General features: G+C 74.5%; 12 protein-coding genes and 1 pseudogene. 8 read left to right on the top strand and 5 right to left on the bottom strand.

Features of this window, described 5'->3' with window-relative positions; all coding sequences use genetic code 11:
- Window position 1 precedes the first annotated feature (1 nt).
- The 3 genes from FRAEUI1C_RS23870 to FRAEUI1C_RS23860 all read left to right on the top strand — a co-directional run bounded on the left by FRAEUI1C_RS23870 (window position 2) and on the right by FRAEUI1C_RS23860 (window position 3463).
- Window positions 2-1165, top strand: a complete 1164-nt coding sequence (locus tag FRAEUI1C_RS23870) for a ferrochelatase (RefSeq protein WP_013425919.1) — start codon at window positions 2-4, stop codon at window positions 1163-1165.
- Between the two features lie 301 nt (window positions 1166-1466).
- Complete coding sequence (locus FRAEUI1C_RS23865) at window positions 1467-1982, top strand: DUF3090 family protein (protein ID WP_013425918.1); 516 nt, start codon at window positions 1467-1469, stop codon at window positions 1980-1982.
- A gap of 530 nt (window positions 1983-2512) precedes the next feature.
- Window positions 2513-3463: a hypothetical protein gene (locus tag FRAEUI1C_RS23860; RefSeq protein WP_013425917.1), complete on the top strand. Its 951-nt coding sequence runs from the start codon at window positions 2513-2515 to the stop codon at window positions 3461-3463.
- 64 nt (window positions 3464-3527) lie between these two features.
- Here the strand turns inward: FRAEUI1C_RS23860 and FRAEUI1C_RS23855 are convergent, their stop codons facing one another.
- The 3 genes from FRAEUI1C_RS23855 to FRAEUI1C_RS23845 all read right to left on the bottom strand — a co-directional run bounded on the left by FRAEUI1C_RS23855 (window position 3528) and on the right by FRAEUI1C_RS23845 (window position 6881).
- Window positions 3528-4316 (bottom strand): Rv1486c family protein, encoded by a 789-nt coding sequence (locus FRAEUI1C_RS23855; protein ID WP_013425916.1) that lies wholly within the window; start codon window positions 4314-4316, stop codon window positions 3528-3530.
- A gap of 158 nt (window positions 4317-4474) precedes the next feature.
- A complete protein-coding gene (locus FRAEUI1C_RS23850; protein ID WP_013425915.1) occupies window positions 4475-5659 on the bottom strand; it encodes a glycosyltransferase in 1185 nt (394 codons plus the stop codon).
- A gap of 67 nt (window positions 5660-5726) precedes the next feature.
- Complete coding sequence (locus tag FRAEUI1C_RS23845) at window positions 5727-6881, bottom strand: glycosyltransferase family 4 protein (RefSeq protein ID WP_198318621.1); 1155 nt, start codon at window positions 6879-6881, stop codon at window positions 5727-5729.
- A gap of 197 nt (window positions 6882-7078) precedes the next feature.
- On the opposite strand from FRAEUI1C_RS23845, the gene FRAEUI1C_RS23840 reads away from it, so the two are divergent.
- Window positions 7079-7861: a maleylpyruvate isomerase N-terminal domain-containing protein gene (locus FRAEUI1C_RS23840; RefSeq protein WP_041259624.1), complete on the top strand. Its 783-nt coding sequence runs from the start codon at window positions 7079-7081 to the stop codon at window positions 7859-7861.
- Between the two features lie 66 nt (window positions 7862-7927).
- On the opposite strand, the gene FRAEUI1C_RS23835 is transcribed toward FRAEUI1C_RS23840, so the two are convergent.
- Entirely contained in the window at window positions 7928-8440 is a 513-nt protein-coding gene (locus FRAEUI1C_RS23835; RefSeq protein WP_013425912.1) for a DUF3099 domain-containing protein, read from the bottom strand.
- Window positions 8441-8666: 226 nt separating this feature from the next.
- Between FRAEUI1C_RS23835 and FRAEUI1C_RS23830 the strand changes: the two genes are divergently transcribed.
- Complete coding sequence (locus tag FRAEUI1C_RS23830) at window positions 8667-9848, top strand: CaiB/BaiF CoA transferase family protein (RefSeq protein ID WP_083819752.1); 1182 nt, start codon at window positions 8667-8669, stop codon at window positions 9846-9848.
- Between the two features lie 227 nt (window positions 9849-10075).
- A complete protein-coding gene (locus FRAEUI1C_RS23825) occupies window positions 10076-10888 on the top strand; it encodes an SAM hydrolase/SAM-dependent halogenase family protein (protein ID WP_013425910.1) in 813 nt (270 codons plus the stop codon).
- A 23-nt stretch (window positions 10889-10911) separates the two neighbouring features.
- Here FRAEUI1C_RS23825 and pucL read toward each other — a convergent pair.
- Window positions 10912-11855 (bottom strand): annotated as a pseudogene (gene pucL, locus FRAEUI1C_RS23820) (factor-independent urate hydroxylase).
- Between the two features lie 753 nt (window positions 11856-12608).
- On the opposite strand from pucL, the gene FRAEUI1C_RS23815 reads away from it, so the two are divergent.
- A complete protein-coding gene (locus tag FRAEUI1C_RS23815) occupies window positions 12609-13964 on the top strand; it encodes a L,D-transpeptidase (RefSeq protein ID WP_013425908.1) in 1356 nt (451 codons plus the stop codon).
- Between the two features lie 244 nt (window positions 13965-14208).
- The gene (locus FRAEUI1C_RS23810; protein WP_232425106.1) at window positions 14209-15264 is read left to right on the top strand and encodes a phosphatase PAP2 family protein; all 1056 of its coding nucleotides are present in this window, start codon (window positions 14209-14211) and stop codon (window positions 15262-15264) included.
- Window positions 15265-15573: the final 309 nt, after the last annotated feature.

The raw sequence follows: 15573 nt of genomic DNA, 5'->3' as shown, positions 1-15573 counted from the left end.
CGTGGGCCCCGCGTCGCCGTCAGGGAACGGCGCCATCGACGCGCTGCTGCTGCTGACGTTCGGCGGACCGGACGGGCCGGACGACGTGCTGCCCTTCCTGCGTAACGTCACCCGTGGCCGGGGGGTGCCGGAGGCGCGGATCGCCCAGGTCGCCGAGCACTACCACCGCCTCGGCGGCCGCAGCCCGATCAACGACCAGAGCCGCGAGCTGCTGGCCGCGCTGCGCGCCGAGCTCGCGCCGCTGCCGGTCTACTGGGGCAACCGGAACTGGGAGCCCTACCTCGGCGCGGCCCTGGCCGAGATGCGCGCGGACGGGGTCCGGCGGGCCGCGGTCTTCGTGCCGTCGGTGTTCGCGACGTACTCGGCCTGCCGGCAGTACCGGGAGAACCTGGCCGCCGGCCTCGCCGCGCTGCCGGCCGACGGCCCCGGACCCGAGCTGGTCAAGCTGCGGGTGTTCTTCGACCACCCGGGGTTCGTCGAGCCGATGGTCGAGCGGGTCGCGGCCGGGATCGAGCGGCTGCCCGCCGCGGTCCGCGACGAGGCGCATCTCCTGTTCGTCGCCCACTCCGTGCCCCGGAGGCAGGCCGTGGAGAGCGGGCCCGACGGCGGCGCCTACCCGGCCCAGCTGGCCGCCGTCAGCCGGGCCATCGTCGCGGCCGTCGCCGGGCCGGGCGGGCGGGAGCGCCCGTGGGACGTCGCCTACTGCAGCCGCAGCGGGCCGCCCACCGTCCCCTGGCTGGAGCCCGACGTCGGCGACCGGATCGAGCAGCTGGCGGCCGCCGGCGCCCGGGCGGTGGTGATCGTGCCGGTCGGTTTCGTCAGCGACCACATGGAGGTCATCCAGGACCTCGACCGGGACGCCCTGGCCCGGGCCGAGAAGGCCGGGATCAGCGCCGTGCGGGCCGGGACGGTCGGGGCCGAGCCCCGGTTCGTCCGGATGGTCGCCGAGCTGCTCGCCGAGCGAGGCGACCCGGACCGGCCGCGCCGCTCCTGGGCGGGTCTCGGGCCGTTCCCGGAGGTCTGCCCGACGGACTGCTGCTCGGCGCCGACGGTCGAGGACCGGGCGCCGGCCGCGGCGGGCACCCCGGCCGACGCCCGAGGCCGCGGCCGCCTCCTCGCCCGGGCCGGCGCGCCGGCCGCCGGCGTCGGCCCGCCTCCCGCGTGAACGCGACCTCGCGACGAGTGCCACGCCCCGCCGAGCCCGGTGCCCCGGTGACCGGGCCCGGGCGGTCCGCCCGTTGGGCGGGGATACTGGACGTAGGATCTTTCGAGCGTCCGGCCGGCCCGCCGAGGCGGCACAAGCGTTAGGTCGCAGGGCGTGCCACGCGATCCGCCTGGATACCGTGGACCCGGCCGGAATACCGGCCGAACAGACCCTGTTCGAGGAAGGTCGGTCGACCTTCTGGAGGCCGTGACGCGTCTCGGGGAACGACCCCGTGGCCGGAACTGACGGAGTGTACGCAGGCATGCAACGATTCGTGTTCGACCCGCCGGAGCGGTTCGTGGTCGGGACCGTCGGGCAGCCGGGCGAGCGCGCCTTCTATCTTCAGGCCGCTCAGTCCGGCCAGCTCGTGACCATCGGCCTGGAGAAGGCCGAGGTGACCGCGCTGGCCGAGGGCCTGTCCGCGCTGCTCGGCCAGGTCGGCCAGCAGCAGGGTGTCCCCGTTCCGGCCGCCGCCGACGTCGAGGTCGACCTCGCGCCGCTGCAGGCGCCGTTCGAGGAGGACTTCCACCTCGGCCAGCTGACGGTCTCGTGGGACGGCCGGCGGGTGTTCGTCGAGGCCGCCGGCCTCTCGCAGAGCCAGCTCGGAGCGCCGGTCAGCGAGGAGGACCTCGACTCGCTGCGGGTCGGGCTGTCGATCCAGCAGACCCGGGCGTTCATCGAGCGGGCGCGCAGCATCGTCGCGGCCGGCCGGCCGTCCTGCGTGCTGTGCGGCCGTCCCGACGGCCCGGACGGCCACTTCTGTCCGCGCCTGAACTGACCCACCCGGAAGCCCTGGAGTGCCCGCCAGACGGCCGACGAGGCGGCGCGGCGGGCCCATCCGCGCGGCGAGGTGGTTCGCCATCGGGGAAGCCGGGCCATCGGTCCCAGGCGGCGTGGTCTCGCGTGGTTTCCGGTCCGCCGGCGCCTCGATAGGCGGCGCCCGGCCCATTCTCGGTCGGTTTCCGCGTGCTGCCATGGCTTCTGGCCTGTTGCCTCGTCGTATTCCCACCTTTGGGCGCCCGAACGTTGGGAAGAATGCCACCGCTAACGGCACCCGGTTGAGGGCTTGAGTCGCCCCAGGCCTTAGGGACTAAGTTCTCTAATGCAAGGTCTTTAACCGGGGGGACCTTGCTGCCGGGCGGGGGTTGCCGGCGGCGTGCCGCTCGGCGCGCCGCCGGTACAAGGTCCTGCGCCACTGGGACCGCCCGCCCTGTGCGCTGGCGACCAGAGTGACTACGCTCCGCGAGACGATGATCGCGGCGGACGAGTCGCGCGGCCGGACGGCCGGCGGGCTGGAGAGCTGGCGCAATGGGACGGGCCACCCTTGACGGGGCGGCGGGCGAGAGCACGGACGAGCTGCACGAGGCCGCCGCGCAGCTGTGCCGCGACTACGCCACCGTCGAACCCGCCGTCCTGCGCGACCGGGGCCACCGGCTGTTCGCCCAGGCCCACGCGCGCGGCGAGGAGTCCGTCGAGGCAGAGCGCCGCGAGCTGATGGTCGTGTGCGGCTGGACGTCGCTGCTGACGGCCTGCGTGGAGAACGACCTGAACCTGGCCGACGAGGCCGAGCGCAGCCGCCGCACCGCCGCCTGGCTCGGCCGGGAGGCCGGCCACACCGAGATCGTCGCCTGGGCGTACGAGCTCGGCGCCTGGTTCGCGCTCACCACGCGACGCTGGCGGGACGCGATCGAGCTCGCGGCCGCCGGCCAGCAGGTCGCCCCCGGCACCTCGGCCGCCGTCCAGCTGGCCGGGCAGGAGGCGCGGGCCTGGGCCCGGCTCGGTGAACGCCGGCGCAGTGAGGCCGCCCTCGGCCGCTGCGAGGCGGCGCTGGACCTGCTGCCCCTCCAGCGCGAGACCGACCACCTCTTCGTCGTCGACGACAGCCGGACCGACTCGTTCCGGCTGGACTGTCACCGCTGGCTCGGTGACGACCGGCTGACCGAGCACTACGCCGCCGAGGTGCTGGCGCGCTGGGACGTCCCGACGGTCGCGCCCGAGCGGCGCAAGCCGATGCGGGTCGCGGGTGCCCGGGTGTCGCTCGGTGTCGTCGCCGCCCGCGCCGGCGACCTGGACGCGGCCAGCGACGAGGTCGGCGCCGCGCTCGCGGAGAGTCGCCGCTGCCTGCCCTGGCTCGGCCTCCTCGCGGGCGAGCTCATCGAGGGCGTGCTGTCGCGCTGGCCCGACGACCCGCGTTCGGCCCACCTCGTCGAGCAGGTCCGCGCGTCAGCCCCGGAGGCGCTCGCCGTCCACGCCCGCTGAGAGCCCGGTCGCGGCGCACCGCCGCCTCGCGGGCTGGCTCCGCGCGGGCCGAAGCCGGCTCCGGTCAGCGGGACGGCGGGGACGTCGCGTGGTTGGGGTCGAACGCGTCGTAGGCGGCCTCGTAGGCGCGGCGGACGGCGGCGGACAGGCCGCGCAGCGCGGCGCTGCGGCGGCCGATCTCGCCTGCGGTGACGGCGGCACCGTCGTCGAGGGCGGCGAGGTCCAGCAGCGCGTGCAGCCGTTCGGCCCGGGCCAGCAGGGCGTGCGCGACCGGCGGGTAGCCGGGGCCGAGGCCCGGTCCGGGCTCCTCCTCGGCCCGGTCCCGCAGCAGCGCGAGCACCTCGGGACGGGCGGCGGCGATGTCCAGGTCCAGCAGCGCCGACGTGGTCGACGCGATCGCCTGCGCCAGCTCGTACTCGGCGGCCCGGACCGGGGCGGGTGGCGCCGGCACCCGGGCGGCCGGCAGGACCCGCCAGTGGACCGACTCCAGCGCTCCCTCGACGGCCGGCCCGTGCACCTCGACGGTGGGCACCAGCAGCAGCGACGGGCTGGGGCCGAGGACCAGCACCGCCTCACCGGCCGCGAGCGCGTCGGCGTTGACCTCCGGCGGGCCGGGCAGGCCGGACACGTCGCCCGGCACCGGCAGGATCAGGCGGAACCGCTCGGCCCGCGCGGAGCGCAGCGCGCCGAGGCCGAGCACGAGGGGCTCGTCGCCGATCGTGTGCCGGCCGGGCCCGAGCGTCCCGTGGATGTGCGTCAGGACGTCGTCGGAGCCGACGAGCCCGGCGAGCCAGGCGTTGCCCCACCCGGTCAGGAGTCCAGACCGGGGCGCGGGCAGCAGTGCGTGGTACACGCGCCTACGGTAGGCACTTCCGGCGCGAGATGTGGCCCCGACCGGAACAGAACGTGCCCTAACCGCGGGTTATTCGTCCAGGTAACCGGCGTGCGGGGCCGCGCCGGCCGTTTGGCGGTCGGCAAAGACGGCGCCCGGACGGGCGGGGCCGGCTCCGGTCAGGCGGCGCGGGGCAGGTCGGTCCCGTCGGCGGGCGGCAGCGCGAACGCGGCCTGGGCCGGCGGCACGGCCAAGCCGTGGACGGACAGGAAGCCCTCGACGGTGGCGGACCAGGGGAACATCTCGGCGCGGGCCCTGGCGGCCACCCGTCGGTCGGCCTCGTCGAGCGCGAGGACCTCCTCGATGGCGTCGGCGAAGCCGTAGCCGCAGCCGGCGGCGACCCGGCCGCAGCGCGGGTCGATCAGCTCGGCCATCGCGCTCCCATGGTGCACCACCACCGGCGTGGCGCTCGCCATCGCTTCCAGCGCCGCCAGGCCGAACGTCTCCACCGGCCCGGGGGCCAGGCCGACGTCGGCGCTGGCCAGCAGCGCCGACAGCCGCTGGCGGTCGGCGACGAAGCCGAGGAACACGACCGGCAGCCCGGCGGCCCGGCGCTCCAGCTCCTTGCGCCCGCTGCCGTCGCCGGCCAGCACCAGCCGGGCCGGCACCTTGCGGCGGACCAGCTCGGCGAGCGCGTCGATCGCGATGTCGACCCGCTTCTCCGGGTCCATCCGGCTGATCGCGACGAGCAGGACGTCCGAGTCGCGGGCGAACGCCCGGCGCAGCGACCGGTCGGCCCACTCGGTGCCGAACCGGTCCAGGTCGACGCCCAGCGGCACCTGGCGCAGGTTGTTCACCCCGAGGCGCAGGAACTCGGCGGCGGCCCAGCGGGTCGTCGTCACCACCGTGTCGTAGCCGGCGGCCAGCGTCCGGTTCGTGACGTCCGCTGCCGCGCGTACCGGCAGCACGCCGCGCAGCGACGCCGGGGTCTTCGCGCCGAGCAGCCGGTCGACCCGCTCGTGCGACACGACCAGCGAGTGCACCCCGCTGCGCCGGGCCCAGCGGCCCAGCCTGCGCAGCGTGGTGCGGTCGTGCACCTCGAGGTGGGTCGGGCGCGCCTCGTCGAGCATCGCCGTGACCCGCCACGGCTCGGTGATCATGCGGTAGGGGGTCCCGGGTACCAGCGGGGACCGGACCATCAGCGTGGTGACCCCGTCGACGTGGCGCACCCCGTCCTGCCGGGCCGGCAGCACCCGGACGACCTCGTGGCCGGCGGCGACGTAGCCCGCGGCCAGGTGCCGCAGCGTCGTGCGGATGCCGCCAGACGTCGGCGCCACGAAGTTGGCGACCTGCGCGATCCTCATCGGGCTCACCTTCCGTCGGCCCGCGCGCCCGGCGGGCGCCGCGCGGCGGGCTGATGCACTTCTGGGTTCATCGCCAGGCGTCGGCGTCGCGGGCGGCACCGACGTTGGCGCCGAGCACGTCGCGGTAGTGGCCGAGCAGCTCGTCGCCGATCGCGCGCCAGCCGCAGTCGGCCACCGAGTCGCGGGCGGCGACGCCCATCGCGACCCGGCTGGAGACGTCGCCGACCAGCCGGCCGACCTCGGCGCGCAGCGCCGACGGGTCGCCCGGCCGGTAGTGCAGGCCGGTCCGGCCGTGCTCGACGACGTCGAGCAGGCCGCCGGCCGCCGGGCCGACCACCGGCACCCCGCTGGCCTTCGCCTCCTGGGCTGCCTGGCAGAACGTCTCGTACTGGCCGGTGTGCACGAACACGTCGAGGCTCGCGAGCGCCGAGGAGAGCTCCAGCCCGGACTGGAAGCCGAGGAACGCGGCACCGGGCAGCTGCCGCTCCAGGCGGGCCCGCTCCGGCCCGTCGCCGACGACCACCAGCCTGGTGCCGGGCAGGTCGCTGACGGCGCCGAGCAGCTCGACGCCCTTCTCCTTCGCCAGCCGCCCCACGTAGCCGACGAGCACCTCGCCAGCCGGCGCGAGCCGGCCGCGCAGCTGCTCGTCCCGGTGCCCGGGGTTGAACCGCTCCAGGTCGACCCCGCGCCGCCAGCGGGCGACCCGCTGCACCCCCGCGTCGACCAGCGCGTCGACGGCGTCCCACGACGGCGCCAGCGTCCGGGCGGCGAGCCGGTGCACGGTCGCGAGCCACCGCCAGATGCCGCGGTCGAGCGCGGCCAGGCCGTAGCGGCGGGCGAAGCCGGCCAGGTCGGTCTGATAGACCGCGACGCTCGGCACGCCGAGCCGGTGGGCCGCGTACGCGGCCTGCGCCCCGAGTCCGGCGGGAGCGGCCAGATGCACGATGTCCGGGGCGAAGGCCCGCAGCGTCGGGGTGAGGCTGGGCCACGGGGTCGCGAACCGGAACTGCGGATAGCCGGGCAGCGGGGCCGACGGTGCCCAGAGCACCGGCGCGTCCGCGTAGATCCGCGGCGCGTCGGGGATCGCCTTCGGACCGGGGGACGGCGCTACCACCAGTGCTTGGTGCCCTTCGGCCTTCAAATGCTCCAGGACGCGGCAGACCGTGTTCGTCACCCCGTCCACGTGGGGAAGGAAGGATTCGGTGACCACCGCTACGCGCACAACGTCACGGTGACAGGGCTGGTAGCGCAGACGAATACCATCAGTCGGCCACAACATGAACGTTGCGCCACAGCTAAGTAGTGCTTGTCCGGTGGGCTGGCTTTGTTAGCCGTGCCGTAGGACGTCCGCGATGTCCGTCCGTCGCGGAGTTGTCGCCCAAACGGACGGCGGTGCCAGGGAAAGGCGACATCGTGGCCATGGGGATCGACGGGCACCTCGCGTCGCTGCGCCGGGACGGCGCCCGGCTGGCCGAGGCGGCGGCGCTCGCCGGGTTCGACGCCGAGGTCCCGTCCGCCCCGGGCTGGCGGGTGCGTACCCTGCTGACGCACACCGGCTGTGTGCACCGCTGGGCGGCTTCCTACATAGCGGACGGCCACGGCAGGCCGCGGCCGATCGAGGGCGACGGCGAGCTGGTGATGCCGGACGGAGAGCTGCTGCTCGACTGGTTCAGGGACGGGCACGCGGCGCTCGTCCAGACGCTGGCGAACGCCGACCCGGCGGTGGCCTGCTGGACGCTGTGGCCGGGCGCGCCGTCGCCGCTGGAGTTCTGGGCCCGCCGGCAGGCCCATGAGACGGCGGTCCACCGGGTGGACGCCGAGCTGGCGCTGGCCGCGTCAGGCCAGGCCGGCGCCGGCGCCGCGGGGGAGCCAGCGGGCGTACCCGCGGCTTTCGCCGCGGACGGGATCGACGAGCTGCTCGGTGGGTTCTACGCGCTGCGTCACCGTGGCCTGGTCTCGCCCGAGCCGGTCGCCCTCTCGATCCGGGCCACGGACGCCGACGCCGAGGCCGGCTGGACGATCCGGATCGGACCGGCCGCCCGGACCGTGGTCCGGGCCGTCGAGCCGGCGGACTGCGCCCTGGTGGGCCGCGCCGCCGACCTGTACCTGTTCCTCTGGAACCGGGCCGGGACCGAGCGAATCACGGTGGACGGCGACCCGGCCGTGCTCGGTCTGTGGCGAGAGCTGGCCCGCATCACCTGAGGCAGCCCCCGAGGGCCGGCCGCCGTCGGGCGCGGGTCCGGACCTGCCGAACGGGGCCGGCGTCGCCTATCGGCGGCGGTCGGCGCGCGGTGGTCGGCGGGGGCCGAAGAAGCCGACCTCGCCCCGCGGCGGCGGGGGAACGTAGGGCGGGGCGAACGGAGGCCGGTCCCCGGGCGGCCACGGGCCGGTGAGGTCGTCCTCGACGGGAGGCTCCGGCGGCTGGCCCGGGCCAGGTTCCGCCCGCGGGTCGTCGGCGTCGACGACGGGATGCCGGCCGGACTCCAGGGGCCGCGCGCCGCCGCCGAGGGGCTGGGCGGCGTCGGCGTAGCCGGCCGGGCGGCGCCGCGAGGGTGCCGGCCCGCCGTTCGCGACCACGACGGCCACCCACGGGATGACCAGTGCGGCCGCGATCGCGACGAACCTGGCCCACCCGTGAAAGAGCAGCACCGCGAGCACGAAGCACAGCACGCGCACGGCCATCCAGAACAGGTACTGGCCCTCGCGGCGGCGGATGTCGACATGGCGCGGGTCGGCCGCTGAGGTGATCAGCACCGGCTGTCGCCGCCGCCAAGTACGCACGCCCGCTCCCTGCCTCTCGGCTCGCCCTGTCGCTCGGCTCGCGGTCTCGCTCGCGCCCGTGTCCTCGGTCGCGCTGGTGGCACCGCTCGGCGGGGGCTCGCGGACAGGCCGCCCGCAAACTGCCGCCAACCCACCATTGTCCGCCTTCCGCGCCGCGGACGCCTGGTCCAGCCCGGAGCGGGCGAACGGGCGACGCATCGGTCGCCGTCGCCCTAGTGTGCTGGACGTGCTGCCGCTTGCCGGAATGACCGTCGTCAGCCTGGAACACGCGGTCGCGCTGCCGTTCGCGACCCGTCACCTCGCCGAGTACGGGGCCCGGGTGATCAAGATCGAACGGCCTGGGGCCGGCGACTTCGCCCGCGCCTACGACGACGTGGTCCGCGGCCGGATGTCGGCGCACTTCTCCTGGCTGAACCGGTCGAAGGAGTCCTTCGCGGTCGACATCAAGGTGCCCTCCGGCCGGGCGGCCGTCGAGAAGCTGGTCGCCGGGGCCGACGTCGTCGCGCAGAACCTCTCTCCCGGCGCCGCGGCCCGGCTCGGCCTCGACGCGGCCGGGCTGCTGGAGCGCTACCCCCGCCTGGTCGCCGTCGACCTGTCCGGCTACGGCCCGAGTGGCCCCTACGCCGACCGGCGCGCCTACGACATGCTCATCCAGGCCGAGTCCGGCCTGGTGTCGGTGACCGGCACGCCCGAGCACATGGCGAAGGCGGGGTTCGCCGCGGCCGACGTCGCCGCCGGGACCTACGCGGCGCAGGCTGTCCTGGTGGCGCTGCTGCGCCGGGAGCGGACCGGCGCGGGCGCGGCGCTCAGCCTGACGATGCTGGACGCGATCACCGAGTGGAACGGCTACGCCGTCCAGTTCGCCGAGCACACGGGCCGGGCCCCGGCCAGGGCCGGCGTCGGCCACCCGTCGATCGCCCCCTACGAGGCGTTCACCACCGGCGACGGCGACAGCGTGCTGATCGGGGTGCAGAACGACCGGGAGTGGGCCCGGCTGGCGGCCGGCCTGCTGCGCCGCCCGGAGCTGGGCGAGGATCCCGAGTTCGCGACCAACCGGGAACGGGTGCGCAACCGGGCCCGTACCGACGCGCTGGTCGCCGGCGTCGTCGGGGCGCTGCCGACGGCCGAGGTGACGGCCCGCCTCGACGCGGCCGGGATCGCCTACGGGCGGGTCAACGAGATGGCCGACGTGCTGACCCACCCGCAGCTGGCCGCGCGGGACCGCTGGGTCGAGATCGACTCGCCGGCCGGGCCCGTCCGCCAGCTGCGCCCGGTGGTCGAGTTCCCGGACGCGCCACCCCGGCTGGAGCCGGTGCCGGGGCTCGGCGAGCACACCGAGAAGATCCTCACCGAGCTCGGCTACGACGGTGCCGAGCTGTCCGGGCTGCGCGCTGACGGCGCGATCTGACCGGGCCGGCGACGCGGCCGCCACTGGGCGGGTTGCCCGGTTTCTGTCCAGTTTGGGCATAGGATTTGTGATCAAGAGCCGTGGCGGGTGCTCGCCGCGGCGCTTGGCTGGGCGACGCCTGGCTGGACGATGCTTGGCTGAATGATGGCTGGCCGGACGGCGGTTGGCTGGACGGCGGCTGGCCGGACGGCGCGGCCCCGCTGGCGGCTGGTGGGTGGCGAGAGAGCATGGACGCTGTGCCGCACGTGAGCTTCCTGACCGACTACGGGCTCGCCGACGGGTTCGTCGCGGCGTGTCACGGGGTCCTGCTGCGGCGTGGGGTGCGGGCCCTGGACATCAGCCACCTGATCGACCCGGGCGACGTGCGTCGCGGCGCGGCCGTGCTGGCGCAGACGGTGCGCTACCTGCCGGTCCCGGTGCATCTGGCCGTGGTCGACCCGGGCGTCGGCACCAGCCGGCGCGGCATCGTGCTGGTCACGCCGGGCGGGATGCTGGTCGGGCCGGACAACGGCCTGCTCGCCCCCGCCGCGGCGGTGCTCGGCGGGGTGCGGGCCGCCGTGGCGCTGGTGGCCCGGCCGGGGGTGCCCGCGACCTTCCACGGGCGGGACGTGTTCGCGCCCGCCGCGGCGGAGCTGGCCACCGGCACGGCCCCCGAGGCACTCGGCGCGCGGGTCGACCCGGCCGGCCTGGTCCAGCTCCCGCCGGTGCTCGCCCGGGTGCGGGCGGCCGAGGACCCGGCCGCCGAGCTGGAGGCGGAGGTCGTGCTCGTCGACCGGTTCGGCAACGTCCAGCTGGCCGCGACCGGCGACCTGCTCGCCGACGTAGGGCTGGTGCCCGGCCGCCGGGCCGAGGTCCAGACCTCGACCGCGGGCGCGCCGCTGCGGATGCCCGTCGGGGTGACGTTCGGGTCCGTCGGGCCGGGCGAACTGGTGCTCTACGTCGACTCGGCCGGGATGGCGGCCTTCGCGGTGCGCGACGGCGCCGCCGCGAGCCGGCTCGGCCTGGCGCCCGGCGACGTCGTGACCCTGCGGGCCAGCTGACCGGGCGAGCTGACCGGCCCGGCTCAGCGGAGCCCCGGAGCCGTCAGAGCCCCGGAGCCGGCAGAGCCCCGGAGCCGGCAGAGACCTGGAGCCGTCAGAGCCACGCCGGGCCGGCCGGGTCTGCGTCGTCCCTGGTCACCGTTCCCTCGATCTTCCCGTACGGGCGGTCCGCCGCGTAGAAGACGGTGTTCGGGTTGTCGAGACCGTACGGTTCCAGGTCGACCAGAAAATGGTGCTTGTTCGGCATCGACATCCTGATCTCGGCCACCTCCGGATGTGCCGTCAGCACCTCCTCACTCATCTTGTAGAGCGTCTGCTGCAACGCGAGGCTGTGTACCGAGGCGAAGGTCTCCAGCAGGATCGTCCGAATGCTGGTGAACAGCTTCCCGTAGTCGTGGTCCGCGCCGGTGAGGCGCCAGCGCGCGGTCACCTCGGTGGCGAGGATCCGGTCGGTGGTCTCGGCGAGCGTGGTATAGCGGTCGGTCGCGTAGCCCCAGAACTCCGAACCTGTCGACTTCAGCACGACCAGCCCGGCGAGGCCGGAAACGATGTATGCGTCGTCGCCGTCCACCGTGACGACCGTGGTGCGCCGTTCGGCGCCGGCCCGGCTGAATGCATGGTCATGTCCGGCGCCGCCGACCGGGATGCGGTCCCAGCCGTACTGTTCGATCTCGATCCGGCTGCCGGTAATCCAACCGAACGCTCCGGTGAAATGCCGGGCCAGCCGCAGCCCGAACTCCTCGATCTCGCCGACGCCGTCCCGCGCGAACGCGTAGACGGTGTTCTTCTGCGCGTCCGTGGTGTGGATGTGCGCGTTGTCACCGGTCAGATGCGCCGCGGCGAAGTCGCCACGCAGCGCGGTCGACACGTTGAGGTCGGTGATCCTGTGCACCGGGGTCGACCGGTCCACATGGACCAGCCGCACCTCCGCCTTCCCGAACTGGTTCGGCCCGAGAACGATCGCCATGACGCCTCCTGTCCCTGCGACTCTTCGGGCCCCGCGGCCGCCGTCGCCCCGAGGGCGTGGCCGCGCTCCCCGCGCCATCCTCGCCCGCCCGGTCGCGGTCCCGGTCACGGCCCTGTTCGGTGGATGTTTCGGGATTCGGCGGCACACGGTCAGCCGACGCCCATGCCTCTGCTTACTCTCCGCGTTCAGATGGGGCGTTCTTCGTGACATTGCCGGGTTGCCTCCATCGCATAGTGGCGCGCTAGACCCGAGGCGGGCGGATGTTGTTCACGGTCCCGTCGCCGGTGGGAAGCAGACGGTGCGCCCGGTGGTTCTCGTAGGGCACGCTGGAGCGGGTTCGGTTATCGGCCGGCGCCGCGGGGGAGCGGAGCCGGCACGCGCGGTGGCCGTCGTTTGTCGTTGATGCGAGCTGTCTGGCCGGGTTAGGCGTTCCGGGCGGGCGGCTATGTGTCGGCGACGGCGCGGGGCGCGGTGGAAATCGCCGGTGGCTCGCGCGGTGGGCAGGTTGTCGGATCACGAACGGTCCGTGCGGCGGTAGGTGTCGGTCGCGCGGTGTGGGAGGGCTTCGTGAATATTGCCAGGAGAGCGCGACTCTCCGTATTGGCATCGTGGTCAATTGGTGATGGTCGCCCGGGCGACAGGGCTATTTCGCTTGCTCGCCGCGACGAACACCGAGCCGGTGGGTACCGTCCGGCTCAGAGTTTTCGCGCGGACGTGCTATCGGCAGTCCCGGAGATCGGAAGAAGGCGAACGATGGTCTTCTCCGCGAGCGAGCACAATCATCGGCCTGGCCGGCCCGCCGTTCGCGGTGGTTTTCCCAGGTCTCTCGTCGCGTTGGTCATACCTCTGCTCGCGATCGTCCTGGCGGCCTGCGGTAGCGGCAGCGGCCCCGCCCAGGCGGGCGGTGGCGGGGCGAGCACGCCCGCGATACCGGCGGCCGCCGTCAAGGTGACCCCGACCGATGGCGCGACCGGCGTCGCGGTGACCGACAAGGTCGTGGTCACCGCCAACGCGCCGCTCGCCGACGTCCAGGTCGCCCGCGCCGCCAGCACCTCGCAGAAGACCGATGCCGGCACCCTGGCGGGCGCGTACTCGGCCGACCACAGGACCTGGACCTCGACCGGCGGGCTGTTCGCGGGCAGCCAGTACCAGGTCACGGCGTCGACCTCGCCGGCCGCCGGCATCACCGGGACGGCGACCAGCCACGTGGGCTTCACCACCGGAACCCCGGCCAAGCAGTTCAAGGTCTCCTGGGACCCGGTCGACGGCCAGGTCGTCGGGGTCGGTACCCCGATCGTCCTGACCTTCAGCGGCGCCACCACCGACCGGGCCGCCGTGCAGAGCCGGCTGTCCGTCACCACGACCCCGGCGCTCGAGGGCTCCTGGAGCTGGCTGACCGACCGGGTTGTCCGCTGGCGGCCGAAGGACTACTACCCCTCCGGCACCAAGGTCCACGTCGAGGCGAACCTGGCCGGGCTGGACGCCGGCAACGGGCTGCTCGGGGTCAAGGACCGGACGATGGACTTCAGCATCGGCGCCGCGCAGGTCAGCCAGGTCGACATCGCCGCGCACACGATGAAGGTCTACCGCAACGGCGAGCTGGTGAAGACCATGCCGATCAGCGGTGGCAAGGGCGGCAAGCAGACCCTGCTGACCATGGACGGGCCGCACAACGTCATCGACAAGGCCCAGTCCGTGATCATGGACTCGGCGACGGTCGGCATCCCGAAGGGTGACCCGGACTACTACTACGAGACCGTCCTGTGGAACGTGCAGATCACCAGCGGTGGCCAGTACGTCCACGCGGCCCCGTGGTCGGTGGCCGACCAGGGCCGGGTCAACGTCTCGCACGGCTGTGTGAACGCGGCCCCCGCCGACGCTGAGTGGTTCTTCAACTTCAGCCAGGTCGGGGACATCGTCAACGTGTTCAACAGCGGCCGGCCGCCGGACACCTCGCAACTCGGCAACGACTGGTCGATACCGTGGTCCACCTGGGTCGCCGGCAGCGCCCTGCCGGCCTCCGCCACCACGACGTCCGGTGCCGTCGGCGCCGGTTCGGTCGCGGCGCCGGCGAGCCCGGCCGCGACCGGCACCCACCCCGGCACCTGACCTTCGCGGGGGAGTTCCACAGCGTGCGCTTGGTCACAGGGGATCGGTACCGCGGCCTCGCCTCGGGGCGGCGGAACCGGTCCCTTGCAGCGTTTCTGGCTCGGACGGCCAGGGTCCGTCCGGTGGGGGTGGTAGGAGATCTGTCGGAGGTATCGGGTTGAGTAGAGGGATGGCAACGGGTCAGGACGGGGCAGGTACCCCGAGGCCGCGCGCCCACGTGGCGCAGCCGGCTGACACGGGGCAGGTGGCCGCGCCGCCGGCCGAGCCCGCGGCGGCGCCGGTGGCCCTCGCGGTGGCGGCGGGCGTGGCTGGCGGTGAGGGCGCGCCGGTCGGCACGGAGACCCGTGGGGACCGATGGCGCAGGCGGTTCCGCGACCCGAAGACCCGGCGGCCGGTGTGGTGGGTCGAGATCCTGATCCTGCTCGCGCTGTACTACTGCTACACGGGAACCCGCGGTTTCGCCGAGGGTTCCGTCGCCGAGGCCACCCGGACCGGTGAGACCCTGCTGCGCTGGCAGTCCGCGATGCACCTGGACATCGAGCTGTCGCTGAACCACTGGCTCGACACGGTGCCGGTGCTGGCGGTGATCTGCTGCTACTACTACGCGACGCTGCACTTCATCGTCACGCCGACGGTGATCCTCTGGATGCACCGCCGCCACGGCGCCAGCTACTCGCGGGCCCGCTGGACCCTGGTGTTCACCACGCTCCTGTGCCTGCTCGGGTTCTTCCTGTTCCCGACGGCGCCGCCGCGGCTGCTGCCGAACGCCGGCTTCATCGACACGATGTCCCGGTTCAGCAACTACGGCTGGTGGAGCGCCAGCGCCAGCGCCGCGCCGCACGGCCTCGACAAGGTCGCCAACCTGTACGCCGCGATGCCGTCGCTGCACTGCGCCTGGGCGTTGTGGTGCGGGCTGCTGATCGCCCGCCACGCCCGTTGGCTGTGGCTGCGGGTGCTCGGCGTGCTGTACCCGTGCTGCACCGCGTTCGTGGTGATGGCGACGGCGAACCACTACATCCTGGACGCCGTCGCCGGCTGGACGGTGCTGGCCGTCTCGGCGGCGGCCGCGATCGCGCTCACCCGCGGGTCGCCGCGCCAGGGCCTGGCCACGACGCCGGCCGACGACCTGGCACCCGCGCCCGTTGACCTGCCGCTGCCGTCCGGCGCCGCGGCGGGCGCCGTGGCCGCGGACTCGCTGGCCGCGACCGCGCCGACGGCGGTTCCCGGCGACCCGTCGCAGGTCCCGAGCCCGACGAACCCCTCCCGGTCCGCGGCCGGGGGATTCGCGACCCTGAGCTAGGCGACCCCGAGCCCGCGGGCAGTGCCGGCCGGCACTGCCCGCGCGGCCCGGCCTGCGCTCTATCGCGGCCCGCCACGACCGAGCCGGACAGGCCGTCGTCGAACGGTCGGTGGGTGTCCGCCACGCCGGATCCGTGGCTATTGCGTCGCTGATGAGGTTTGTTGCGGCGTGTCGGAGTGGCGTGTGCGTCGGGTCGGTACCGATGTGCGAGAGTTGCCCGTGTCGCGGGGGTCCCGCGGCCAGCTGAGCCCGCGTTCCGAGCCTCGCGCCCGTCCGCGTCGCCGCTGGCCGCGCGCCGCCCGCCGGTCT

Origin of the sequence: Pseudofrankia inefficax (assembly GCF_000166135.1) — a bacterium.
Classification (GTDB): Bacteria; Actinomycetota; Actinomycetes; order Frankiales; family Frankiaceae; genus Pseudofrankia; species Pseudofrankia inefficax.
The sequence above is the reverse complement of the archived record's forward strand: the minus strand, read 5'-3'. Positions and strand labels throughout refer to the sequence as shown.